At 66.2% G+C, this 21,109-nt stretch carries 18 protein-coding genes; 12 read left to right on the forward strand and 6 right to left on the reverse strand.

Translation table 11 applies throughout. The features are described 5' to 3' along the window. Nucleotides 1-22: 22 nt before the first annotated feature. Nucleotides 23-796: a 2,3-dehydroadipyl-CoA hydratase PaaF gene (gene paaF, locus AC1ZV1_RS14880; RefSeq protein ID WP_484297429.1), complete on the reverse strand. Its 774-nt coding sequence runs from the start codon at nucleotides 794-796 to the stop codon at nucleotides 23-25. A 377-nt stretch (nucleotides 797-1,173) separates the two neighbouring features. Between paaF and paaY the strand changes: the two genes are divergently transcribed. The 5 genes from paaY to AC1ZV1_RS14905 all read left to right on the forward strand — a co-directional run bounded on the left by paaY (nucleotide 1,174) and on the right by AC1ZV1_RS14905 (nucleotide 6,202). After that, on the forward strand, nucleotides 1,174-1,785 hold the full coding sequence (paaY, locus tag AC1ZV1_RS14885) for a phenylacetic acid degradation protein PaaY (protein ID WP_484297430.1): 612 nt from the start codon (nucleotides 1,174-1,176) through the stop codon (nucleotides 1,783-1,785). 77 nt (nucleotides 1,786-1,862) lie between these two features. Continuing rightward, entirely contained in the window at nucleotides 1,863-2,786 is a 924-nt protein-coding gene (gene paaX, locus AC1ZV1_RS14890) for a phenylacetic acid degradation operon negative regulatory protein PaaX (RefSeq protein ID WP_081519801.1), read from the forward strand. 164 nt (nucleotides 2,787-2,950) lie between these two features. After that, nucleotides 2,951-3,868, forward strand: coding sequence for a transcriptional regulator FeaR (feaR, locus tag AC1ZV1_RS14895; protein WP_138523879.1), 918 nt, complete (start codon nucleotides 2,951-2,953; stop codon nucleotides 3,866-3,868). 422 nt (nucleotides 3,869-4,290) lie between these two features. Then, complete coding sequence (locus tag AC1ZV1_RS14900) at nucleotides 4,291-4,695, forward strand: c-type cytochrome (RefSeq protein WP_484297431.1); 405 nt, start codon at nucleotides 4,291-4,293, stop codon at nucleotides 4,693-4,695. Between the two features lie 16 nt (nucleotides 4,696-4,711). After that, on the forward strand, nucleotides 4,712-6,202 hold the full coding sequence (locus AC1ZV1_RS14905; protein WP_484297432.1) for an aldehyde dehydrogenase family protein: 1,491 nt from the start codon (nucleotides 4,712-4,714) through the stop codon (nucleotides 6,200-6,202). Nucleotides 6,203-6,421: 219 nt separating this feature from the next. Here AC1ZV1_RS14905 and fahA read toward each other — a convergent pair whose 3' ends face one another. Continuing rightward, nucleotides 6,422-7,726 carry a fumarylacetoacetase gene (gene fahA, locus AC1ZV1_RS14910; RefSeq protein ID WP_484297433.1) on the reverse strand — a complete coding sequence of 435 codons (1,305 nt, stop codon included), beginning with the start codon at nucleotides 7,724-7,726 and terminating at the stop codon, nucleotides 6,422-6,424. Nucleotide 7,727: 1 nt separating this feature from the next. After that, nucleotides 7,728-9,020, reverse strand: a complete 1,293-nt coding sequence (gene hmgA / locus AC1ZV1_RS14915) for a homogentisate 1,2-dioxygenase (RefSeq protein WP_484297434.1) — start codon at nucleotides 9,018-9,020, stop codon at nucleotides 7,728-7,730. 99 nt (nucleotides 9,021-9,119) lie between these two features. On the opposite strand from hmgA, the gene AC1ZV1_RS14920 reads away from it, so the two are divergent. Beyond that, entirely contained in the window at nucleotides 9,120-9,851 is a 732-nt protein-coding gene (locus tag AC1ZV1_RS14920) for an IclR family transcriptional regulator (protein WP_484297435.1), read from the forward strand. A gap of 262 nt (nucleotides 9,852-10,113) precedes the next feature. Here AC1ZV1_RS14920 and AC1ZV1_RS14925 read toward each other — a convergent pair whose 3' ends face one another. Then, the gene (locus tag AC1ZV1_RS14925) at nucleotides 10,114-11,007 is read right to left on the reverse strand and encodes a LysR family transcriptional regulator (RefSeq protein ID WP_484297436.1); all 894 of its coding nucleotides are present in this window, start codon (nucleotides 11,005-11,007) and stop codon (nucleotides 10,114-10,116) included. Nucleotides 11,008-11,130: 123 nt separating this feature from the next. Between AC1ZV1_RS14925 and AC1ZV1_RS14930 the strand changes: the two genes are divergently transcribed. The 4 genes from AC1ZV1_RS14930 (at nucleotide 11,131) to AC1ZV1_RS14945 (ending at nucleotide 15,588) form a co-directional block, all read left to right on the forward strand. After that, on the forward strand, nucleotides 11,131-11,829 hold the full coding sequence (locus AC1ZV1_RS14930) for a CoA transferase subunit A (RefSeq protein ID WP_484297437.1): 699 nt from the start codon (nucleotides 11,131-11,133) through the stop codon (nucleotides 11,827-11,829). Between the two features lie 26 nt (nucleotides 11,830-11,855). After that, nucleotides 11,856-12,512, forward strand: a complete 657-nt coding sequence (locus AC1ZV1_RS14935) for a CoA transferase subunit B (protein ID WP_484297438.1) — start codon at nucleotides 11,856-11,858, stop codon at nucleotides 12,510-12,512. Between the two features lie 189 nt (nucleotides 12,513-12,701). Further along, a complete protein-coding gene (locus AC1ZV1_RS14940; protein ID WP_484297439.1) occupies nucleotides 12,702-13,883 on the forward strand; it encodes an acetyl-CoA C-acetyltransferase in 1,182 nt (393 codons plus the stop codon). A 265-nt stretch (nucleotides 13,884-14,148) separates the two neighbouring features. Then, the gene (locus AC1ZV1_RS14945) at nucleotides 14,149-15,588 is read left to right on the forward strand and encodes a short-chain fatty acid transporter (RefSeq protein WP_484297440.1); all 1,440 of its coding nucleotides are present in this window, start codon (nucleotides 14,149-14,151) and stop codon (nucleotides 15,586-15,588) included. Between the two features lie 70 nt (nucleotides 15,589-15,658). On the opposite strand, the gene AC1ZV1_RS14950 is transcribed toward AC1ZV1_RS14945, so the two are convergent. Both AC1ZV1_RS14950 and AC1ZV1_RS14955 read right to left on the reverse strand, forming a co-directional pair. After that, nucleotides 15,659-16,579, reverse strand: a complete 921-nt coding sequence (locus AC1ZV1_RS14950) for a LysR family transcriptional regulator (RefSeq protein ID WP_484297441.1) — start codon at nucleotides 16,577-16,579, stop codon at nucleotides 15,659-15,661. Nucleotides 16,580-16,598: 19 nt separating this feature from the next. Next, on the reverse strand, nucleotides 16,599-17,126 hold the full coding sequence (locus AC1ZV1_RS14955; RefSeq protein WP_484297442.1) for a cysteine hydrolase family protein: 528 nt from the start codon (nucleotides 17,124-17,126) through the stop codon (nucleotides 16,599-16,601). A gap of 165 nt (nucleotides 17,127-17,291) precedes the next feature. On the opposite strand from AC1ZV1_RS14955, the gene pqqF reads away from it, so the two are divergent. Then, on the forward strand, nucleotides 17,292-19,583 hold the full coding sequence (pqqF, locus tag AC1ZV1_RS14960) for a pyrroloquinoline quinone biosynthesis protein PqqF (protein WP_484297443.1): 2,292 nt from the start codon (nucleotides 17,292-17,294) through the stop codon (nucleotides 19,581-19,583). A gap of 302 nt (nucleotides 19,584-19,885) precedes the next feature. Continuing rightward, a complete protein-coding gene (locus tag AC1ZV1_RS14965; protein WP_484297444.1) occupies nucleotides 19,886-21,073 on the forward strand; it encodes a porin family protein in 1,188 nt (395 codons plus the stop codon). Nucleotides 21,074-21,109: the final 36 nt, after the last annotated feature.

The raw sequence follows: 21,109 nt of genomic DNA on the forward strand, positions 1-21,109 counted from the left end.
TGGCCGGTAAGAATGGGGAGGTTCAGCAGCCCTGGTAGGCGGGCTTGCGCTTTTCCTGGAAGGCACGGATGCCTTCGTCGCGGTCGGTGGTGCCGGCCAGCAGGGTGAAGGCGTGGCGTTCGAAGCGCAGACCGCTGGCGAGGTCGGTGTCCTGCGCCTTGAGCAGCGCTTCCTTGGCCAGGCGCACGGCCAGCGGCGCCTTGGCGGCGATGCTGCGGGCGATCTGCAGGGCGCGCTCCACGGTGAATTCGGGTTGGGTGACTTCGCTGACCAGGCCCGCGCGCTGGGCGTGGCGGGCGTCGATGGCCTCGCCGGTAAGCACCATCTGCATCGCCAGCGGCTTGCCCACGGCGCGCAGCAGGCGTTGGGTGCCGCCAGCACCGGGCATGATGCCGAGGTTGATTTCGGGCTGGCCGAAGCGTGCGTCTTCGCCCGCGACGAGGATGTCGGCGTGCATGGCCAGCTCGCAGCCGCCACCCAGGGCGAAGCCGTTGACGGCGGCGATCAGCGGTTTGGAGAAGGCGGCGATGCGCTGCCAGTAGCCGACGCGCGGGTCATTGAGGATGCCAACCAGATCCCGCTCGGCCATTTCCTTGATGTCGGCACCGGCGGCGAAGGCCTTGCGGCTGCCGGTAAGCACCACGGCGCGGGTTTCGCTGTCCTGCTCGGCGGCGTCGAGTTCGGCGGCCAGTTCGCCGAGCAGTTCGGTGTTCAGGGCGTTCAGCGCCTCGGGGCGCTGCAGGGTGATCAGGCGGACGCCCGCTTCAGGCATCTGAACGGCAAGGGTGCGAGGCATGACATCGTCCTCAGGCTGCACGCGCGGCTGCATGGCCGGCTGTATTGGAATTATGGGAGGCAGGCGTTGCCTGTCTCCGGCCTTCCCGCAGTATAGGCCTAAAGCGATACGGAAAAACAACTACAAAAGTTGAAACGCGTGTCTAAAGTATTTCTGCCGGTGCCATCGGGTAGATGTCAGGGGTGGTTGGAAGCAGCCCTGTGTGTCGCGTATTTACTGGATTTATCAGCCTTTCTACCGTCCCGTTAGGGGCGTCCGGAAGTGATACGTCAGATTTAGATTGGAGGTACTTGCCATGATGTGATACAAAATTTGCAGAAGAACAAATCGCTTTGTGCGGTGATGCCGAATTACCGGTCGTGCCGCAGGAGAACCCGATGCCCTGCTACAGCCTCGAAGGTGTGCGCCCGGTCGTTCACCCGACCGCCTATGTCCATCCTACCGCCGTCCTGATCGGCGACGTCATTGTCGGCCCGGGCTGCTATGTCGGCCCGCTGGCGGCGCTGCGGGGCGATTTCGGCAGGATCGTCCTCGAAGAAGGCGCGAACCTTCAGGACACCTGCGTCATGCACGGCTTCCCGGACAGCGACACCGTCGTCGAGCGCAACGGCCACATCGGCCACGGCGCGGTGTTGCACGGTTGCCGTATCGGCGAGGATGCCCTGGTGGGGATGAACGCCGTGGTGATGGATTACGCGCAGATTGGTGCGCGCTCCATCGTTTCAGCCGCCGCCTTCGTCAAGGCCAAGTTCGACTGCCCGCCGCAAAGCCTGGTGATGGGCGCGCCGGCCAGCGTCAAACGCAGCTTGAGCGACGAGGAAATCGCCTGGAAGCGCCGCGGCACCGAGGAATACCAGTCCCTGGCCAGGCGCTGCATCGAAAGCCTGGTGGAATGCCAGCCGCTGGCAGAAATGGAGGCAGAGCGCCCGCGCCTGGGCGATTCCGGTTTCCGGCCCAAAGTCGGGGCAGGGGTAGGGAAGGGCGCATGAGTACTGGGGTTCGCTCCAATGGCCAGGCGGTGCGGCGGGCAGGTATAGTCGCCGCTCCTTCGACTGCGCAACGTGCCATGACCGCTCTAGCACCGCTGAATCAGCTGATCAATCGCTTCCAGGAACAGACGCCGATCCGCGCCAGCTCGCTGATCATCACCCTGTATGGCGATGCCATCGAACCCCACGGCGGTACCGTCTGGCTAGGCAGCCTGATCAATCTGCTGGAGCCCTTCGGCATCAACGAGCGGCTGATCCGCACCTCGATCTTCCGCCTGACCAAGGAAGACTGGCTGACCGCCGAGAAGGTCGGCCGACGCAGCTATTACAGCCTGACCGGCACCGGCCGGCGGCGTTTCGAGAAGGCCTTCAAGCGCGTCTACAGCTCCAGCCTGCCGGCCTGGGACGGTTCCTGGACCCTGGTGATGCTCTCGCAGATCGCCGCCGACAAGCGCAAGCAGGTCCGTGAGGAGCTGGAATGGCAAGGCTTCGGCGCCATTTCGCCGACCGTCATGGCCTGCCCGCGTGCTGACCGCAGTGATGTCATGGCGACCCTGCAGGACCTCGACGTGGCCGACGACTGCATCGTCTTCGAAACCCGCGCCCAGGATGTCCTGGCCTCCCGCGCCATGCGTATGCAGGTGCGCGAGAGCTGGAAGATCGACGAACTCGGTGAGCACTACAGCGAATTCATCCAGCTGTTCCGCCCGCTCTGGCAAGCACTGCGCGAGCAGGACCAGCTGCGCCCGGAGGATTGCTTCCTGGCGCGCACCCTGTTGATCCACGAATACCGCCGGTTGCTCCTGCGTGACCCACAATTGCCCGACGAACTGCTGCCGGGTGATTGGGAAGGGCGCGCGGCGCGGCAGCTGTGCCGCAACATCTACCGACTGATCCACGCCAAGGCCGAGGACTGGCTGAATCGCAACCTGGAGACCGCCGACGGCCCGCTACCGGACGTCGGCGAGAGCTTCTACAAGCGCTTCGGCGGATTGAACTGACAGGAGTTGGCGTGAAAAATGCCTCCCGCTCTGCAGCGCCGTGGTGGCTGGGCGGGGACACCGGCGCAGGGTCTTCCTGAGAAGATGGGCGCCGGACGATGACGACAGGTCCGTGAGGCCGTCGCTGAATAACAACAAACAATGCGTGTGAGGCTTTGCAGGTCATGAATTCTTCATCGACATTGAGGGATGACGCTTTCGAGGCGTGGCTGGGACAGGTCAACCGGGCGTGCGGTCGTTTCGATGCGCGTACCCTCGGCCCCCAGTTCCATGGACGGTTGCGCGAATACCAGGGCGGCGCGATCAAGCTCAGCGTGGTCGACATGGCCCAGGTGCACCTGTACCGGACCAGCAAGGAAGTCGGCTCCAGCGCCGGCGGGCACTATTACGCGGTGTTTCAGCTCGAAGGGCGCTCGCGCCTGGAGCAGGGTGACAACCGCGTGGAGTTGTCGCGTGGCGACATCAGCCTGATCGATGCCAGCCGGCCCAGCGACATGACCTACCTGGAGGAGTCCCGGCAGCTCTCGCTGATCCTGCCGCGCCAGGTGATCGAACGCGGCCTGCGCATGTCCGAAGTGACCTGTGCGTCCAAGATCCCGGCCAGTTCGCCGATCGCCGTGCTCGCCAACCGCCTGATCGTCGAGACCAGCCAGCAGGAAAGCCTCGGCATGCTGGAAAGCGAGGCGACCCTGGATGCCCTGGTGACCCTGTTGCGCCCGGCACTGGCCAGCCAGGACGCCGAGCAGGACAACCACGAACGCATGTTCCGCAAGGCCACGGCCTTCATCGATCAGCACATCGGCGCCGAAGAACTCTGTCCGGAGCTGATTGCCCGTGAAGTGGGCATCTCGGTGCGCGGCCTGTACCGCATGTTCGCCAAGAAGGGCCTGGTGGTGGCGCAGTACATCAAGAACCGTCGCCTGGACTTCTGCGCCGAGACCCTGCGCAACGCCCAGTTCGAGCAGAAGCTGTCGGCGCTCGGGTACGCCTGGGGCTTCTCCGATTCGAGCTACTTCTCCACCGCCTTCAAGGGTCGCTTCGGGGTGTCGCCGGGCGAGTACCGCAAGCGTTACGCGAATTGAGTCTTTTGCGTTGCGGTCATCCCGATCACGGACGGCGTCCGCCCCATGTGAAGTCTTGCGCGGGTACCTGCCCTCTCCCTAACCCTCTCGCTGAAGGGAGAGGGGACTATTCGTGCAGGATCAAGCTATGGCGTCAACCGGCACGATCTGCTCCCTCTCCCTTCAGGGCGGGGGAGAGGGAAACCCAAGCACGAATTTTCAGAAGAAGACAGTTGCTTCTAGGAAAGCCAAGCCGAGCGTAGGAGCGGACTTTGTCTGCGGACGCTCTCCCGCCTTGCTCCGGTTCACCTGAACGCCATCCTGGCACTCCCGCCAACACGTCTGGCACAGAGGAAAAGACCCGCCGCTGCGCCGCTGGCAACAATCACCTTCGATGACGCGCGCCTTCTCGGCCGCACGCTGTTCTCGAAGGTGATTTTCCGATGTCCCGCAACAAGCTCCGAATCGGTGCCCTCGGCCTGCTGCTGGCCGGCGCGCTGCTGCAACCGGTCCTGGCCTTCGCTGGCGAATGCCCGGCGAGCGACGCCCAGCAGGGCGAGACCGTGTTCGCTCGCGACTGCTCGATCTGCCACACCGCCAAGGCCGATGGCCCCGGCATGATGGGGCCCAACCTGCATGGCGTGGTCGGCCGCATGGCCGGATCGCTCGCCGGCTTCAGTTATTCCCAGGCGATGAAGAGCAAGGGCGCGGCCTGGTCGCGCGACAACCTCGATGCCTTCGTCAGCCAGCCCCAGGCCGCCGTGCCCGGAACCTACATGCCCTTCGCAGGCCTGGCCGACGCGGCCGAGCGGCGGGCGCTTACCTGCTGGCTGAGCCAGCAGCACTGATCCTTCAGGAGAGACCATGAACGTCACTGAAATCCTGCCCAAGGTCGCTGAATTCCTGCAGCGCAAGCATGGCTGCTTCATCGACGGCGCCTGGGTGGTGCCCGACGGCGCCCGTACCGACGTGCTCAATCCGGCCACCGGGAAAGCCATCTCCAGCGTCGCTGACATCGACACCGACCTGCTTGATCGCGCCGTGCAATCCGCCCAGGCTGCCTACAAATCCCGTGTCTGGGCGGACCTGCGTCCGGCCGACCGCGAGCGCATCCTGCTGCGCTTCGCCGACCTGGTGGAAGCCAACGGCGAAGAACTGGCCCAGCTGGAAACCCTCAGCCAGGGCAAGTCGATCAACATCTCGCGCATGCTGGACGTGGGTGCCACCGTCGAATTCATGCGCTACATGGCCGGCTGGGCGACCAAGATCGAAGGCCAGTCGCTGAACGTCTCGATCCCGCTGCCGCCCGGCGCCAAGTTCACCGCCTACACCCGCCGCGAGCCGCTGGGTGTGGTCGCCGGCATCGTGCCGTGGAACTTCCCGCTGATGATCGCCGTGTGGAAGCTGATCCCGGCACTGGCGACCGGCAACAGCGTGGTGATCAAGCCCGCCTCGGAAACTCCGCTGACCGCCCTGCGCCTGGCCGAACTGGCCTTTGAGGCCGGCGTACCGGCCGGCGTGTTCAACCTGGTGACCGGCGATGGCCCGCGCATCGGTGGCGGCCTGGCCAGCCACAAGCTGGTCAACAAGGTCTCCTTCACCGGCTCCACCGCGGTGGGTCGCAGCGTCGGCCTGGCCGCGGTGCAGAACATGACCCGCTTCGCCCTGGAGCTGGGCGGCAAGAACCCGATGATCGTCCTCGCCGACGCCAACATCGACAACGCCGTGCAAGGCGCGCTGCTCGGCGGCCTGCTGAACAACGGTCAGGTCTGCGCCGCCGCGTCGCGTTTCTACGTGCACCGCTCGCGCTACGACGAGTTCGTCGAGAAGCTCGCCACCGCCGTCGCCGGCATGAGCCTGGGCGAAGGCATGGACCCGACCGCGCAGATCAACCCGCTGGTCTCCGCCAAGCAGCAGCGCAGTGTGCTCGACCACATTGCCCGCGCCGGTGAGCAGGGTGCGCGCATCGTCTGCGGCGGCGAGCAGGTCGGCGGTACTGGCTTCTACGTGCAGCCCACCGTACTGGCCGACGTGACCATGCAGATGGCCGTGGCCCGTGACGAAGTGTTCGGCCCTGTGCTGGCGGTGCTGCCGTTCGACGACGAAGACCAGGCCATCGAGATGGCCAACGACAGCGAGTACGGCCTGGGCGCGAGCCTCTGGACCAACGACCTGTCCAAGGCGATGAACATGGTCCCGCGCATCGAGTCCGGCACCGTGTGGGTCAATGCCCATGTGCTGCTCGACCCGAGCATGCCCTTTGGTGGCGTGAAGCAGTCGGGCATGGGCCGCGAGTTCGGCCGCGCCGTGGTCGAGGCCTATACCGAGATCAAGTCGGTGTGCATCGCGCACTGATTGATGGTGAGAGCAACACCCTCGTTTAGCAGCGGGCCTTCGGGCCCGTTTTTTTGCGCGGGATTTGTATCGGACCGGAATGGTAGGTGCGAGTCTTGCGCGGTGATGGGGTGTGGCACTGGGTAGGATGGGTGGAGCGCAGCGATACCCATGCTGATGACACGGGGCATTGATGGGTATCGCTCTACGCCATCCTGCGTGGAGCAGCGGGCGCGGCGATCAGTGCGCCGGCAGAATCCGCCCGCGGCACTCGCCGAAGCCGATGGACGCATGCCCCTCGCGGCGGCAGCGGGCTCGCAGGATGATTTCGTCGCCGTCTTCGAGGAAGCGGCGCTCCTCGCCATTGGCCAGCACCACCGGCTGCTTGCCGCCGCCGGTGAGCTCCAGCAGGCTGCCGAAGCTGTCCGGGGTTTCACCGGAGAGGGTGCCGGAACCGAACAGGTCGCCCGCTTGCAGGCGGCAGCCGTTGACGCTGTGGTGCGCCACCATCTGGGCGACGGTCCAGTACATGTTCAGCGTGTTGCTCAGGGCGATGCGTTCCGGGGCCTGGTGTTCGCGGCGCATGCGTGCGGTGTGCAGCAGGACTTCCAGTTCGATATCCAGGGCGCCGCGCTGCTGGTCACCTTCGTCGTACAGGTACGGCAGCGGCTGCGGGTCGCCCTCCGGGCGGGCCGGCTGGGCAACGCGGAACGGCTCCAGCGCCTCGGCAGTGACCACCCAGGGCGACACGGTGGTGGCGAAGCTTTTCGACAGGAACGGCCCCAGCGGCTGGTATTCCCAGGCCTGCACGTCTCGCGCGGACCAGTCGTTGAGCAGGCAGAAGCCGGCGATGTGGCCGGAGGCGGCGTTGATCGGGATGGCCTTGCCCTGGTCGTTGCCCTGGCCGATCCAGATGCCCAGCTCCAGCTCCAGGTCCATCCGCGCGCAGGGACCGAACACCGGTACGTCGAGTCCGGCGGGCAGTGTCTGGCCGTTGGGACGGCGGACCTCGGTGCCCGATGGCACGATGGTGGACGCGCGGCCGTGGTAGCCGATGGGCACGTACTTGTAGTTGGGCAACAGCGGGTTGTCCGGGCGGAACAGCTTGCCGACGTTCTGGGCGTGGTGGATGCCGACGTAGAAGTCGGTGTAGTCCCCTACCTTGGCCGGCAGGTGCATGCGGCAGGCGGCTTGCGGCTTGAGCAGCGCCGCGCCCAGGGCTTCCATGCGCTTCTGTTCGCCACAACCTTCGCTGAGCAGGTGGATCAGCGCGTCACGCAGGGTGCGACGCGCCGTGGGGCCTGCAGCGAAGAAGGCGTTCAGGCTGTCGCCGCTGGCCACCAGTGCGGCCTGGTGCGCGGCGCCGTGGAACAGGCCGGTCTCGCAGGCGGTCTTCAGGTCGAAGATATAGTCGCCGATGGCGACGCCGCCGCGGGGCGAGTCGCCCGGTGGGCTGAACACGCCCAGCGGCAGGTTCTGCAGGGGAAAGTCCGGGTGGCCGTTGGCCGATTCGATCCAGCTGTGTGCGGGGTGGGAGACGCTCATTTCATTGCTCCGAGGAGGGGGCGAAGGTCTTCTGCATGCCGCTCCAGCAGCTGTCGTAGTCACGCTGCAACTGCGGGCAGTCGAGGGCGAAGCGGCTGGGGCGCAGCACGCGGCCGGTCTCGAACATGAAGGCCATGGTCTTGTCGATCTTGTGGGGTTTGAGGTCGGCGGCAATCGCCTGCACCGTGGTGGCGTTGTCCGGACCGTGGGCGCTCATGCAGTTGTGCAGCGAAGCGCCGCCGGGGACGAAACCGTCGGCCTTGGCGTCGTACACGCCCTGAATCAGGCCCATGAACTCGTTCATCAGGTTGCGGTGGAACCACGGCGGGCGGAAGGTGCTCTCGGCGACCATCCAGCGCGGCGGGAAGATCACGAAATCCATGTTGGCCATGCCGTGGGTGTCGCTGGGCGAGGTCAGCACGGTGAAGATGGACGGGTCCGGATGGTCGTAGCTGATCGAGCCGATGGTGTTGAAGCGGCGCAGGTCGTATTTGTAGGGCACGTTGTTGCCGTGCCAGGCGACCACGTCCAGCGGCGAGTGGTCGAGCTGGGTGGCCCAGAGTTCGCCGAGGAACTTCTGTACCAGTTGCACCGGCGCTTCGATGTCTTCGTAATGCGCCACCGGGGCGAGGAAGTCGCGCGCATTGGCCAGGCCATTGCTGCCGATCGGGCCGAGGTCGGGCAGGCGCAGGGCGGCGCCGTGGTTTTCCGCCACGTAGCCGGCAGCCTCGGCGTCCAGCAGCTCGACCCGCAGGCGCATGCCGCGCGGGATCAAGGCGATCTCCAGCGGCTCCACCTCGAGAACGCCCAACTCGGTGACCAGGCGCAGGCGGCCGGCCTGGGGCACGATCAACAGCTCGCCGTCGGCGTTGAAGAATACCCGCTGCATCGAGATGTTGGCACGGTAGGCGTACAGGCTGACGCCGCTGCAGGCCTGGGCCTCGGCGTTGGCCGCCATGCATAGCAGGCCTTCGACGAAGTCGGTAGGCTCCTCGGGCGTCGCGAAGCTGTTCCAGCGCAGGCGGTTGGGCGTGACCGGGCCGAGGGCGGTGCCGGTGATCTGCCGCTCCAGTCGCTCGAAGCGCGGGTGCGCGGCGGACGGCCGGATGCGGTACATCCAGGTGCGCCGCGCCTCGCTGCGCGGGACGGTGAAGGCGGTGCCGGAGAACTGCTCGGCGTAGAGGCCGAGCGGCACCTGCTGCGGCGAGTTCATGCCGACGGGCAGGGCGCCCGGCAGGGCCTCGCTGGCGAACTCATTGCCGAATCCGGATTGGTAGGCAGGAGAGGCGGTCATGGTGGTTTCACTCTATTTATCGTAATTGAATTACGATTAACGTAATTTCGTGGCGACGGGCCGTCAAGTCCGTCTGGGAGTTCCTTTAAGTTGAAGACCATGAACGACGCTGAAGACTCCGTCCCGACGAAGGGCGCAAAGGTGCAGTCCGCCGAGGTAGGCACACAGATCCTCAAGGCCCTGGCGGACCTTGCTCCGAGCACTTCGCTCAAGGCTTTGGGCGAGTACCTGGACATGCCGGCAGCCAAGGTCCACCGCTACCTGCAGGCGCTGATCGCCAGCGGTTTCGCCGAGCAGGACCCGCTGACCAACCATTACGGCCTGGGGCGCGAGGCCCTGTATGTCGGCTTGGCGGCGATCCGCCGGCTGGATGTGGTGAAGGTCGCCAGCCCATCGTTGGCCGATCTGCGCGACCAGTTGGGGCAAACCTGCTTCCTCGCCATCTGGGGCAGCCACGGGCCAACCGTGGTGCAGGTCGAGCCGGCCCAGGGCATGGTCACGCTGGTGACTCAAGTTGGTTCGGTGCTGCCATTGCACGGCTCGTCCACCGGGCTGGTGTTCGCGGCCTACAAGGACGGGCTGGAGGAGGGTACGGACCTGGCGGTGCTGGAGCACATTCGCAGCGAAGGCCTGCATGCCATTCACGGCCTGCTGATGCCTGGGGTGAATGCGCTGTCGGTGCCGCTGTTCAAGACCGGGCGGGAGCTGGCTGGAGTGATTACTGTGGTGGGTTCGCAGGCGAGCTTTGCTGCCGACGCTCACGGCGAGGCGGCGCGGGCGTTGCTGGCGATGGCCCGGGAGGTGAGTTCGAGGATGGGCGGTGAGGTTTGAAGCTCTGCGGCGCGGGCTTTCCCTCTCCCTGAAGGGAGAGGGGACTGTCTGGAGCGCTGTGAGAGAATCGCGCTTGCCGGCTGGCTGGACGTAACGCCTTGCACCAAACGGCTCCCTCTCCCTTCAGGGAGAGGGCGGGGGAGAGGGTGGTGGGCAGAGCGAGTCGCCTTCAGGGAGAGAGCCTTCGCAGGAGCGAGCTTGCTCGCGAACAGTTCCGCAACGGGGCCGGTTCGGGAGCAAGCTCGCTCCTGCAAATCCCTGTTCACTCCCGCTCCATCCCCGCCCAGTCCGTCCCCTTCACCAGCACATCGCTCAACGCCTGCGCGGCGCTGGAGAGCTGGTGTTCGGCCAGGCAGAACAGCCCCACGCGGCGCTCGATGCGCGGTTCGTCCAGGGCCACGCAACGCGCCCCCAGTTCTTCCATCTGCTGCCGGCACAGGCGCGGCACGGCGCTCACACCCAGCCCTTCGGCTACCATCCGGCCCACGGTCACCAACTGGTGGCTTTCGAACGCCACCGGCAGTCGCCCCTGCAACTGGTCTTCCAGCAGCAGGCGCACGGCGGACGGACGTTGCAGGGTGATGAAATGGTCTTCCAGCAACTGCTCCCAGGTGATCCGCTCTTCGTTGACCAGCGCTGAATTCGCCGGCAGCACCGCGATGAAGCGGTCGGTGTAGAACGGCGTGAACGTCAGGCCGTCGAGGCTGTCCGGCTCCAGCGCGATACCCAGCTCCACGCGGCGGTTGCGCACCATCTCCAGGACCTGCTCGTTGATCACGTCGTGCACCGCCACATTCACCTTCGGGTGGCGGTCACGGAAGGCGCGAAGCACCGCCGGCAGCAGGTTGCCGGCGAAAGAGGGCATGGCGGCGATGGAGACCTTGCCCAACTGCAGGGTGAAGTGCTGGTGCATCACTTCCTCGGCATTGTCCCAGTCCGCCAGCAGCCGGCGGGCCAGGGGCAACAGCGTCTCGCCCTCCCGGGTAAGCGCCACGCTGCGGGTGGTGCGCACCAGCAGCTGGCCGCCCAGGGATTCCTCCAGGCTCTTGATCGCCAGGCTCAACGCCGGCTGCGACAGGTGCAGACGCTCGCACGCCTGGGCGAAGCTCAGGCTCTGGGCGACGGCGAGGAAGGCGCGCAGTTGCTTCACAGTCATCTATAAGAGAACCAAATTAATCAATTGGAAAAACAAACTTAACAAATCAGTCTGTGCCGGTGAAGCTGCATTCGCTCTCTGACCGATGGGTCGGACATTCCAAATACAAGAGGCAGCAGCAACATGGCAGGACTCGACAAGCGTGTAAGCAGTTACGAGGAAGCCCTCGCCGGGCTCACCGACGACATGACGGTACTGGCGGGCGGATTCGGTATCTGCGGCATCCCGGAAAACCTCATTGCACAGATCCGCAAGCTGGGCGTGAAGGGCCTGACCGTGGTCTCCAACAACTGCGGCATCGACGGCTTCGGCCTCGGCGTGCTGCTGGAGGACCGCCAGATCCGCAAGATGATCGCGTCCTACGTTGGCGAGAACGCGCTGTTCGAGCAGCAGTTGCTGTCCGGTGAACTGGAGGTCGAACTGACCCCGCAGGGCACCCTGGCAGAAAAACTCCGTGCTGGCGGCGCCGGCATCCCGGCCTTCTTCACCGCCACCGGTTACGGCACCCCGGTGGCCGATGGCAAGGAAGTGCGCGAGTTCGACGGCCGCCACTACGTGATGGAGCGCGCCATCACCGGCGACTTCGCCATCGTCAAGGGCTGGAAGGCCGACCACTACGGCAACGTCATCTATCGCCACACCGCGCAGAACTTCAATCCGGTAGTCGCCACCGCGGGCCGCATCACGGTCGTCGAGGTGGAAGAGATCGTCGAGCCGGGTGAGCTGGACCCCACCCAGATCCACACCCCCGGCATCTACGTCGACCGCATCATTCAAGGCACCTTCGAGAAGCGCATCGAAAAGCGCACCGTGCGTTCCTGAGCCCACCGGACAAGAGAGACAAGAAGATGGCATTGACCCGCGAACAGATGGCTCAGCGCGTGGCGCGCGAGCTGCAGGACGGCTTCTACGTGAACCTGGGCATCGGTATCCCGACCCTGGTCGCCAACTACGTGCCCGAGGGCATGGACGTGATGCTGCAATCGGAAAACGGCCTGCTCGGCATGGGCGCGTTCCCCACCGAGGATAGCGTCGACGCCGACATGATCAACGCCGGCAAGCAGACCGTGACCGCCGTGAAGGGCGCGTCGATCTTCAACTCCGCTGAATCCTTCGCGATGATCCGCGGCGGTCACGTCGACCTCACCGTGCTCGGTGCCTTCGAGGTGGACGTACAGGGCAACATCGCGTCCTGGATGATCCCCGGCAAGCTGGTGAAAGGCATGGGCGGCGCGATGGACCTGGTGGCCGGCGCGGACAACATCATCGTCACCATGACCCATGCCTCCAAGGAGGGTGAATCGAAGCTGCTGGACCGCTGCTCGCTGCCGCTGACCGGCGCCGGCTGCATCCGCAAGGTGCTGACCGACCTGGCCTACCTGGAGATCGAGAACGGTGCCTTCATCCTGCGCGAGACCGCGCCGGGCGTGAGTGTCGCCGAGATCGCCGAGAAGACCGCCGGCCGCCTCATCGTGCCGGACGATGTGAAGGAAATGACCTTCTAAGCGCATTCGCATCCCAGAGCGCCCTCTCCCTAACCCTCTCCCTGAAGGGAGAAGGGACTGGTCCGGAGCGAGATCGAAGATCGGTGTCTACTCCAATGACTCGATCAGCAGAAGCACGGACAGCGCCCTCTCCCGCTTGCGGGAGAGGGCGGGGGGAGAGGGCAGCCCAAGCCTTCCGGAGAGAAATTCATGCAAGACGTAGTCATTGTCGCCGCCACCCGCACCGCCATCGGCGCCTTCCAGGGCAGTCTGGCGAGCATTCCCGCCCATGAACTGGGCAGCCTGGTCATCCGCTCGCTGCTCGAACGCAGCGGCGTGAAACCGGACCAGATCGACGAAGTCATCCTCGGCCAGGTGCTCACCGCCGGCGCCGGCCAGAACCCCGCACGCCAGGCCGCCATCGCTGCCGGCCTGCCGGTGGAAGTGCCGTCGATGACCATCAACAAGCTCTGCGGCTCCGGTCTGAAGGCGCTGTTCCTTGGCGTCCAGGCGATCCGTTGCGGTGATGCCGACGCCGTCATCGCCGGCGGCCAGGAGAGCATGAGCCTCGCGCCCTACGTGCTGCCCAAGGCCCGTACCGGCCTGCGCATGGGCCATGCCGAGCTGCAGGACACCCTGCTGCGCGACGGCCTGATCGACGCTTTCAACGACTACCACATGGGCATCACCGCCGAGAACCTGGCAGAGACGTTCGGCATCAGCCGCGAGGCGCAGGACGCCTTCGCCGCGCAGTCCCAGCTCAAAGCCGCCTCGGCCATCGAGGCTGGCCGCTTCAAGTACGAGATCACCCCGGTGCTGATTCCCCAGCGCAAGGGCGAGCCGCTGTCCTTCGACACCGATGAACAGCCGCGCGCGGGTACCACCGCGGAGTCGCTGGCCAAGCTCAAGCCCGCCTTCAAGAAGGATGGCACCGTCACCGCCGGCAACGCCTCCACCCTCAACGATGGCGCTGCCGCCGTGTTGCTGATGAGCGCCGAACGCGCGAAGAGTCTGAACCTGCCGGTTCTGGCGCGCATCCAAGCCTATGCCAGCAGCGGCGTTGACCCGTCGATCATGGGCATCGCCCCGGTGACCGCGACCCGTCTCTGCCTGGAAAAGGCTGGCTGGAGCCTCGACGACGTCGAGCTGATCGAAGCCAACGAAGCCTTCGCCGCGCAGGCCCTGTCGGTCGGCAAGGAGCTGGGCTGGAACGCCGAGAAGGTCAACGTCAACGGCGGCGCCGTCGCCCTTGGCCACCCGATCGGCGCTTCGGGCGCCCGGGTGCTGGTGACCTTGCTCCACGAGATGCTCCGCCGCGACGCGAAGAAGGGTCTGGCGACCCTGTGCATCGGCGGTGGCCAGGGTGTGGCGATGGCCCTGCTCCGGGATTGAAGGAGCGGGACTGAGACCATTCGACCAACGATTGATTGGCGAGCGCCGGCCGGCATGTAGCAATGCCGTACCGGCAGGCGGGATGGTGGGTGGGCACACCGACAGACGAACATCCTGCCACGGTTTTCGGCGTCCCCCGGCGCCGGCAAACCCTTGCGTCACCGCTCGGCCCCACGCAGGCCGGGCGGTTTTTCATTCCAGGACGGGTACTGCCACAAGCCCCGTTCGACGATGAGCCATTACAAGAACAACGAGGTAGACCATTATGAATTCCCACGTGCACACCCCCGGCACAGCCTTGCAGGACAGCCGCTCGGCGCGCTTCGCCATGGCCTGTTCGAACTGGGCCGAACGCTGGTTCCCCGACTCCTGGGTCTTCGCCGCACTCGCGGTGCTGATCGTCACTGTCGCCGCGTTGGCCATCGGCGCACCGGCCACCGAGACCGCGAAGGCGTTCGGTGACGGCTTCTGGAGCCTGATCCCCTTCACCATGCAGATGGCTTTCGTGGTCATCGGCGGCTATGTGGTTGCCAGCTCCGGTCCGGCCTCCAAGCTCATCGATCTGTTCGCCCGCGTGCCAAAGAACGGCCGCTCGGCGGTCGCCTGGGTCGCGGTCATTTCCATGGTCGCTTCGCTGCTCAACTGGGGCCTGTCGCTGGTGTTCGGCGGCCTGCTGGTACGCGCCCTGGCGCGCCGCGAAGACCTGAAGATGGACTACCGCGCCGCCGGCGCTGCCGCCTACCTCGGCCTGGGCGCCGTGTGGGCGCTGGGCCTGTCGTCGTCCGCCGCGCAGCTGCAGGCCAACCCGGCGAGCCTGCCGCCGTCGATCCTCGCGATCACCGGCGTCATCCCGTTCACCGAGACCATCTTCCTCTGGCAGTCCGGCGTGATGCTGCTGGCCCTGGTGCTGGTGTCGCTGGTCATCGCCTACATGACCGCGCCTGGCGCCGCCAGCGCGCGTGACGCCAAGGCCTGCGGCGTGGACGTGAGCTTCACCCCACCGAGCGCGCCGAAGGCGACCCGGCCGGGCGAGTGGCTGGAGCACAGCCCGCTGCTGATCCTGATGCTGGTGGCATTGGCCGGTGGCTGGCTGGTCCACGAGTTCAGCACCAAACCGGCGATCACCGCGATCTCCGGGCTGAACACCTACAACCTGCTGTTCATCATGGCCGGCGCGCTGCTGCACTGGCGCCCGCGCAACTTCCTCGACGCCGTGGCCCGCGCCGTGCCGACCACCACCGGGGTGCTGATCCAGTTCCCGCTGTATGGCTCCATCGCGGCGATCCTGACCACCGTGAAGGGCGGCGACGGCTCCACCATCGCCCACCACATCTCCACCTTCTTCGTGCAGATCGCCTCCCACGACACCTATGCGCTGCTCATGGGCGTGTATTCGGCGGTGCTGGGCTTCTTCATCCCGTCCGGCGGCGGCAAGTGGATCATCGAGGCGCCCTACGTGATGCAGGTGGCCAACGAGCTGCAATACCACCTGGGCTGGGCGGTGCAGATCTACAACGCCGCCGAGGCACTGCCGAACCTGATCAACCCGTTCTACATGCTGCCGCTGCTCGGCGTACTGGGCCTGAAGGCCCGCGACCTGATCGGCTTCAGCTTCGTCCAGTTGCTCGTCCACGTGCCCCTGGTGCTGTTCCTGCTCTGGGCGCTGGGCACCACCCTGCAGTACCTGCCGCCGGTCCAGCCGTAACCACGCATTCGGCCCCAACGGCAGAAAGCCCGGGTGTCGCAAGACATCCGGGCTTTTTCTTGATCGGAGATCAGCCCCGCCTGATGTCTACCGGGCCGAGCACGCGAGCGTCCAGGTGTTCGCCGCTGAGCTGCGCGGCGTCCTGGTCGAACACCTCGCGCAACCAGTCGCTGACCGCCTGGAACCTGCCGATGCGGCCGGCATCGCGATGGCTGAGCAGCCAGATTTCACGAGCGACCACCGGCCCGGAGAGCCGCACCAGCCCCTCGCGATCACCGAGGATGCACGGCAGCAGCGCCATGCCCAGGCCGCTCTGGCAGGCGTGGATCAGCGTCGTCACGCTGCTCGCGCGCAGGGCCAGGTTGGCTTTGGGAGCGAAGCCGCGCACCCAGGCCATCTCCGGGGTATCGTCGAGCTCCTCGCCATAGCCGAGCCAGGCCTGCTGTGGCCAGAGTTCCACCGGCACGCGGGAGAAGGAGGTTGCGGCGTACACCGCAAAACCGATGTCGGCCACCTTGCGCATCACCAGCGCGGCGTCTTCCGCCGGGCGCGCCAGGCGCAGGGCGAAATCCGCCTCGCGACGGGTGAAGGACAGCGAGCGATTCGCCGGGATCAATTGCAGCTGCAGGGCGGGGTAGGTCCGCGCCAGATGGGGCATGTGCTGCACCAGCCAGTGGCTGAAGAGGAAATCCACCGCCGTGATGCGCACGCTGCCGCTGATGGCACTGGCTTCGTCGCGAGTCTCCAGCAACATGCTCTGCACATCGCCGAGAATGCGCTCGGCATGGCTGAGGAAAGCCTCGCCGGCATCCGTGGCCTTGTAGCCGGCGTTGTCGCGGATGAACAGGCGCGTCTGCAGCGCGGTCTCGGCGGCCACCAGACGCCGGCTCATGGTCGAGGGGTCGACGCCCAGCGCGCGGCCGGCGGCGCTCATGCTGCCGTGGCGGGAGAGGGCGAGGAGGATCGGGATGTCGTTCCAGTCGAAATTCACGGCGATTGCCTCGCGAGCGTCAGAAGTGCACGTCGGCGGCCGGAACCACCTTGGCGCGCTGGCCGAAGCTGCTGATGCTGCCCAGCACCGCATTGTGGTGCGCGGTGATCTGTGCGGCGCTCAGCACGGCGTTGTCGACGGTGGAGTGGGCGTCGCCGACCAGGGTGACCGCGTAGCCCTGGGCCAGGGCGCGGCGGGTGGTGGTGTCGACGCAGTAGTCGCTCTGCAGGCCGCAGATCACCAGGTGATCGATACCGCGCGCCTCCAGCAGATCAGCCAGGTCGGTGCGCAGGAAGGAGTCCGGGGTGGTCTTGCGCACCTTCAGGTCCGCACGCTCGGTGAGCAGGCGCGTTTCCAGCTGCCAGCCGGCGCTGCCATACTGCAGGTCATTGTCTTCGTGCTGCACCAGCACCACCGGCACACCGGCCTCGCGGGCCGCGCGACTCATGCCATTGATGCGCTGCAGCACGTTGTCGATGTCGAAACAGGCGGAGTTGCCGGTACACAGGTCGGATTGGACGTCGATGATCAGCAGGGCGGTGCTCATGGCGAGCGTATTCCTTTCAAGAGAATGGCGAAGGTCGACTGGAGCCGGCAATGGTAGCCTGCCTGGTACCGTGGGCCAATGTCGGCAGGTCATTGCTGCGAAAGCCGTATTTTCCTTTTCCACGCCTTCGGTGATGGTGCCGATCATGAACCGGACCGGATGCCGATGAACAGCCTTCCCGCCAAGACCTTCACCCTCGCCAACGGCCTGCGCGCTACCGTTGTCCATGCTCCTGGTGCGAGCCGCGCCGCGGCGCTGTTGCGCATTGCCCGTGGCAGCCACGACGAGCCGGAGGCATTTCCCGGTCTCGCGCATTTCATCGAACACCTGCTGTTCCTCTGCGGCGAACGCTTCGTCGACGGCGAGCGACTGATGCCCTGGGTCCAGGCGCGGGGCGGTCGGCTCAACGCCAGCACGCGCGCGCGACGGACCGACTATTTCTTCGAGGTGCCGGCCGACGCCCTGGGAGACGGTCTGGCGCGACTGGTGGACATGCTCGCGCGGCCACGACTGGATGAAGCCGTGCAGGTCGCCGAGCGCGAAGTGCTGGAAGCGGAGTTTCTCGCCCGTGGCCGCGACGCCGATACCCTGATCGACGCCGCCCTCGCGTTGGCCGTGGCGCCGGGGCATCCGCTGGGACGCTTCGTGGCCGGCCGACGCGATACGCTCAAGGTGGAAAGCGCCGAGTTCCAGAAGGCCCTGCGTGATTTCATCCGCAGCTGTCAGGTTGGTGGGGGGCTGGAGCTCTGGCTGCAGGGCCCGCAATCGCTGGAAGAACTCGAGGCCCTGGTCGAGCGCGAAGCAGGGGTGTTCCCGCCGGGCGCCACGCCGCACGCAGCCGTTTCCGAATCCCTGCTGCCGTTGGCCGGCCAGGAGCTGACGCTTCGCCTGCCCGGGGCGCCCAAGCTGGTGCTGGCCTTCGTCCTGGACGGCATGGCAGGCGAGGGCGGGGCGCTGCTGGAACAGCTGCAGGGCTGGCTGGCCGATGAGGCGCCCGGATCGCTGCTGGCCTGCCTGGGTCAGAAAGGCCTGGGTGATGGCGCGCGTGTCCGCCTTGGTTGTTTTGCCAACGGCCAGGCGTTGTTGCGTTTCGACTTCGAACTGGCGGAAGCCGCTGCGGCCGATCTCGTGGAGTCGGCCTTTCTCGCCTGGCTGGAAGCCCTGCGCAAGCTGCCGGTGGACCTGCTGGCCGCTGCGCCCATCGAGGAGGCAAGGGATCCGCTGGAACAACTGCAGCGACGCGCGCGAAGTGAGCCGTCGTCTGCCTGGCTGGAGCAACTGGTGGCCCCGCGCATGATCCGCCTGCTCGCTTGCGAGTCGGTGATCGGCGAATCCCTGACCTCGGCCGGCTTCACCCTCGACGTCACGCGCTGCCCGCCACGCCGTATCGAGCCGCTGCAGGGTGAGCCCTGGTCCTTCGCCCCGACCCAGTCGCTCGCCGAGGCTGAGCCGGCTGCCCTGCATTTACGCTGGCGGTTCCCGCAGGCACCGTCTCGGCAGGACTTCCTCGCCGCCCGGCAAGCCTTGCGCCCACTGGCCGGCGCCGCGCGACACGAAGGTGCCAGCCTGCGCCTGGAGGCGATGGAAAGTGATTGGGCGCTGCTGCTCTCCGGCGCCAGGAACCACCTCGCCGATCTCGCCGAATGTGCAATCGCTGCCCTGCAGCATCCGCCCGCCGCCGTGCTGGGGCAGGGTGCGCGCTTGCTCGCGGCCGAGCGGCGCCGGCGTGAAGGGGAAATGCCGATCCGCCAGTTGCTCGACCTGTTGCCGCAGATGCTGGCGGGGGACAGCGAGACCGCGCCGGACTGGTCGGCTGCCCATTGGGACGCCCTGACACTGGGCATCGATCTGCCGGATACCCTGGCCGGCTACTCGACCACCAGCGCGTTGCCGCCACGTGGTGGGCCGGCCGGACGGCATCGCCAGGTACTGGAAATGCCCGGTGAAGCGGCGCTGTTGCTGTTCTGCCCGCTGGCTTCCCGCTCGGCGGCAGACGAAGCGGCCTGGCGCCTGCTGGCACGCGTGCTGGAACCGGCGTTCTTCCACTGGCTGCGCGGCGAGCGGCAACTGGCCTATGCGTTGTACTGCGGCTTCCGCCAGGTGGGCATGCGCCGCGGCATCCTCTTCGCGGTGCAGTCGCCACTGCTGTCGGCGGTGGAATTGCAGGCCGAGGTGGACAGCTTCCTCTATCGCCAGGGCGAAGCCCTGATGCGGATCGACCCGCAGCGCGTCGACAGCCTGCGTGCTCCCCTGGCCGCCGAGCTGGCGCGCTCCCCGGGCGAGTTCGTCGAACGCCTGCAGCATGCCTGGAATGACCAGTTGGCAGGCGTCGGGCCGGCTCATCGGGATGCCATGGCCGAGGCGCTGATGCAGCTCTGCGCCACCGACGTGCGTGCCGCGCATTCGGCGCTGACCTCGGCCCAGGGCGGTCACTGGCTGCTGCTCAGCCGCGCCTGAACCTCCTACTTTCGACCCCGGGTGCCGTCCGCAAGACGGTGCCATGGGTGACTTTTGCCTTACGCCTCGCGACCTGCTCCACGGTACTGATCCCAGGTAGCGGGCCGGCGGTCGTGAACACCCGCGACCATTGCCGCGCGCCTTAGGTCGCGGCAGTCGCAGCGCCTTGTGCAGCGCTCCCGCGAGACGCTCGCAAGGCCGGTGCAACCAGCGCCAAAGCAGCGTATGGCCGCGCCATGCGCGTTTCGATAATCGCCTCCGACACGACTGAGCCGCAGTCGATCCCCCACCCGGAGAGCGCCATGAACAAGAACAAGATCGCCGTCCGCCGCCAGCTGCTGCCGCTGGCACTGGCCACCCTGGCCGGCCCTGCAAGCGCCGACATCATGCTGTACGACAAGGACGACACCACCTTTTCCACCGACGGCTACTTCAACGCCTTCTATGTGAACAGCGACGTCGACCGAAACGGCGAAACCTACGACCGCCGCCAGTCGCGGGTGAAGATGGGCTTCCTGCCCAACTACATCGGCTTCAACTTCGGCAAGAAGATCGACGGCCTGACCCTCACCGGGCGCTCCTCGTTCTGGGTGACCATCAACGACAGCGAGCAGGACGGCACCGACACTGCCATCGACGTCCGCCAGTTCTACGGCAACGTTGCTGGCGACTGGGGCGAGGTGCTGATCGGCAAGGACTTCGGGCTGTTCTCGCGTTCCAACATCTTCCTCGACGAACTGCTCGCCGGCTTCGGCAACGCCAGCGATACCCTCGGGCTGGTGGACGGCAAGGGCGTGTCCTTCGGCAACATCGGCACCGGTTACCCATACCCGTTCCCAACCTCGCAGATCACCTATCGCAACAACAACCTGGTGGATGGCCTGCACATTGCGGTCGGCATCATGGACCCGATCGACACCAACCAGATCGACAAGGATGCCAGCGATGGCCTCGACGACAAGGCCTACCAGGACAACCCGCGCTACGAGAGCGAGGTCAGCTACCAGTTCGAGGTCGGCGGCGCGCAGATCTACAGCTGGGTCAACGGTGCCTACCAGACCTCGAAGAACACCAACGACGAGGTCGACAGCGTGACGTCCAAGGGCCTGGGCTACGGCATCCAGGCGAAGATGGGCGGGATCTCGCTGACGGGCTCCGGCTTCACGGCCAAGGGTATCAACCCGTTCTTCACCAACAACGCCGGCGAAGCCGCGCTGCGTGAAGTGGACAGCCGTGGCGTGCTGCTGCAGGGCTCCTATACCTGGGGCAAGAACCGCGTGGCGTTGTCTGCCGGCGAGACCCGCGACGACGGCAACGGCCTGGGCAGTGCGGCGGACTATTCCACCAAGGGCATTGCCTACTTCCGCACCATCAACGACAACCTGAAGCTGGTGGCCGAGTACAACGTCTACGAGATCGACGGCCGCAAGGGTTCCACCGTCAGCGAGGATACCGACACCTTCGCGGTGGGCGCCGTCCTCAACTGGTAATACCTCCCAACTCCTTTGGCTCCATTTCGGCGGGTC

The organism is Pseudomonas sp. BB438 (assembly GCF_057180225.1).

Bases quoted from the DNA above. Each gene is read 5' to 3' on its own strand.
- fahA (WP_484297433.1), bottom strand. From the start codon at position 7,726: ATGAGCGTCTCCCACCCCGCACACAGCTGGATCGAATCGGCCAACGGC.
- AC1ZV1_RS14925 (WP_484297436.1), bottom strand. From the start codon at position 11,007: ATGACTGTGAAGCAACTGCGCGCCTTCCTCGCCGTCGCCCAGAGCCTG.
- paaF (WP_484297429.1), bottom strand. From the start codon at position 796: ATGCCTCGCACCCTTGCCGTTCAGATGCCTGAAGCGGGCGTCCGCCTG.
- AC1ZV1_RS14900 (WP_484297431.1), top strand. From the start codon at position 4,291: ATGTCCCGCAACAAGCTCCGAATCGGTGCCCTCGGCCTGCTGCTGGCC.
- pqqF (WP_484297443.1), top strand. From the start codon at position 17,292: ATGAACAGCCTTCCCGCCAAGACCTTCACCCTCGCCAACGGCCTGCGC.
- AC1ZV1_RS14930 (WP_484297437.1), top strand. From the start codon at position 11,131: ATGGCAGGACTCGACAAGCGTGTAAGCAGTTACGAGGAAGCCCTCGCC.
- AC1ZV1_RS14945 (WP_484297440.1), top strand. From the start codon at position 14,149: ATGAATTCCCACGTGCACACCCCCGGCACAGCCTTGCAGGACAGCCGC.
- AC1ZV1_RS14905 (WP_484297432.1), top strand. From the start codon at position 4,712: ATGAACGTCACTGAAATCCTGCCCAAGGTCGCTGAATTCCTGCAGCGC.
- AC1ZV1_RS14955 (WP_484297442.1), bottom strand. From the start codon at position 17,126: ATGAGCACCGCCCTGCTGATCATCGACGTCCAATCCGACCTGTGTACC.
- AC1ZV1_RS14965 (WP_484297444.1), top strand. From the start codon at position 19,886: ATGAACAAGAACAAGATCGCCGTCCGCCGCCAGCTGCTGCCGCTGGCA.
- AC1ZV1_RS14935 (WP_484297438.1), top strand. From the start codon at position 11,856: ATGGCATTGACCCGCGAACAGATGGCTCAGCGCGTGGCGCGCGAGCTG.
- feaR (WP_138523879.1), top strand. From the start codon at position 2,951: ATGAATTCTTCATCGACATTGAGGGATGACGCTTTCGAGGCGTGGCTG.
- hmgA (WP_484297434.1), bottom strand. From the start codon at position 9,020: ATGACCGCCTCTCCTGCCTACCAATCCGGATTCGGCAATGAGTTCGCC.
- AC1ZV1_RS14940 (WP_484297439.1), top strand. From the start codon at position 12,702: ATGCAAGACGTAGTCATTGTCGCCGCCACCCGCACCGCCATCGGCGCC.
- paaX (WP_081519801.1), top strand. From the start codon at position 1,863: ATGACCGCTCTAGCACCGCTGAATCAGCTGATCAATCGCTTCCAGGAA.
- AC1ZV1_RS14920 (WP_484297435.1), top strand. From the start codon at position 9,120: ATGAACGACGCTGAAGACTCCGTCCCGACGAAGGGCGCAAAGGTGCAG.
- paaY (WP_484297430.1), top strand. From the start codon at position 1,174: ATGCCCTGCTACAGCCTCGAAGGTGTGCGCCCGGTCGTTCACCCGACC.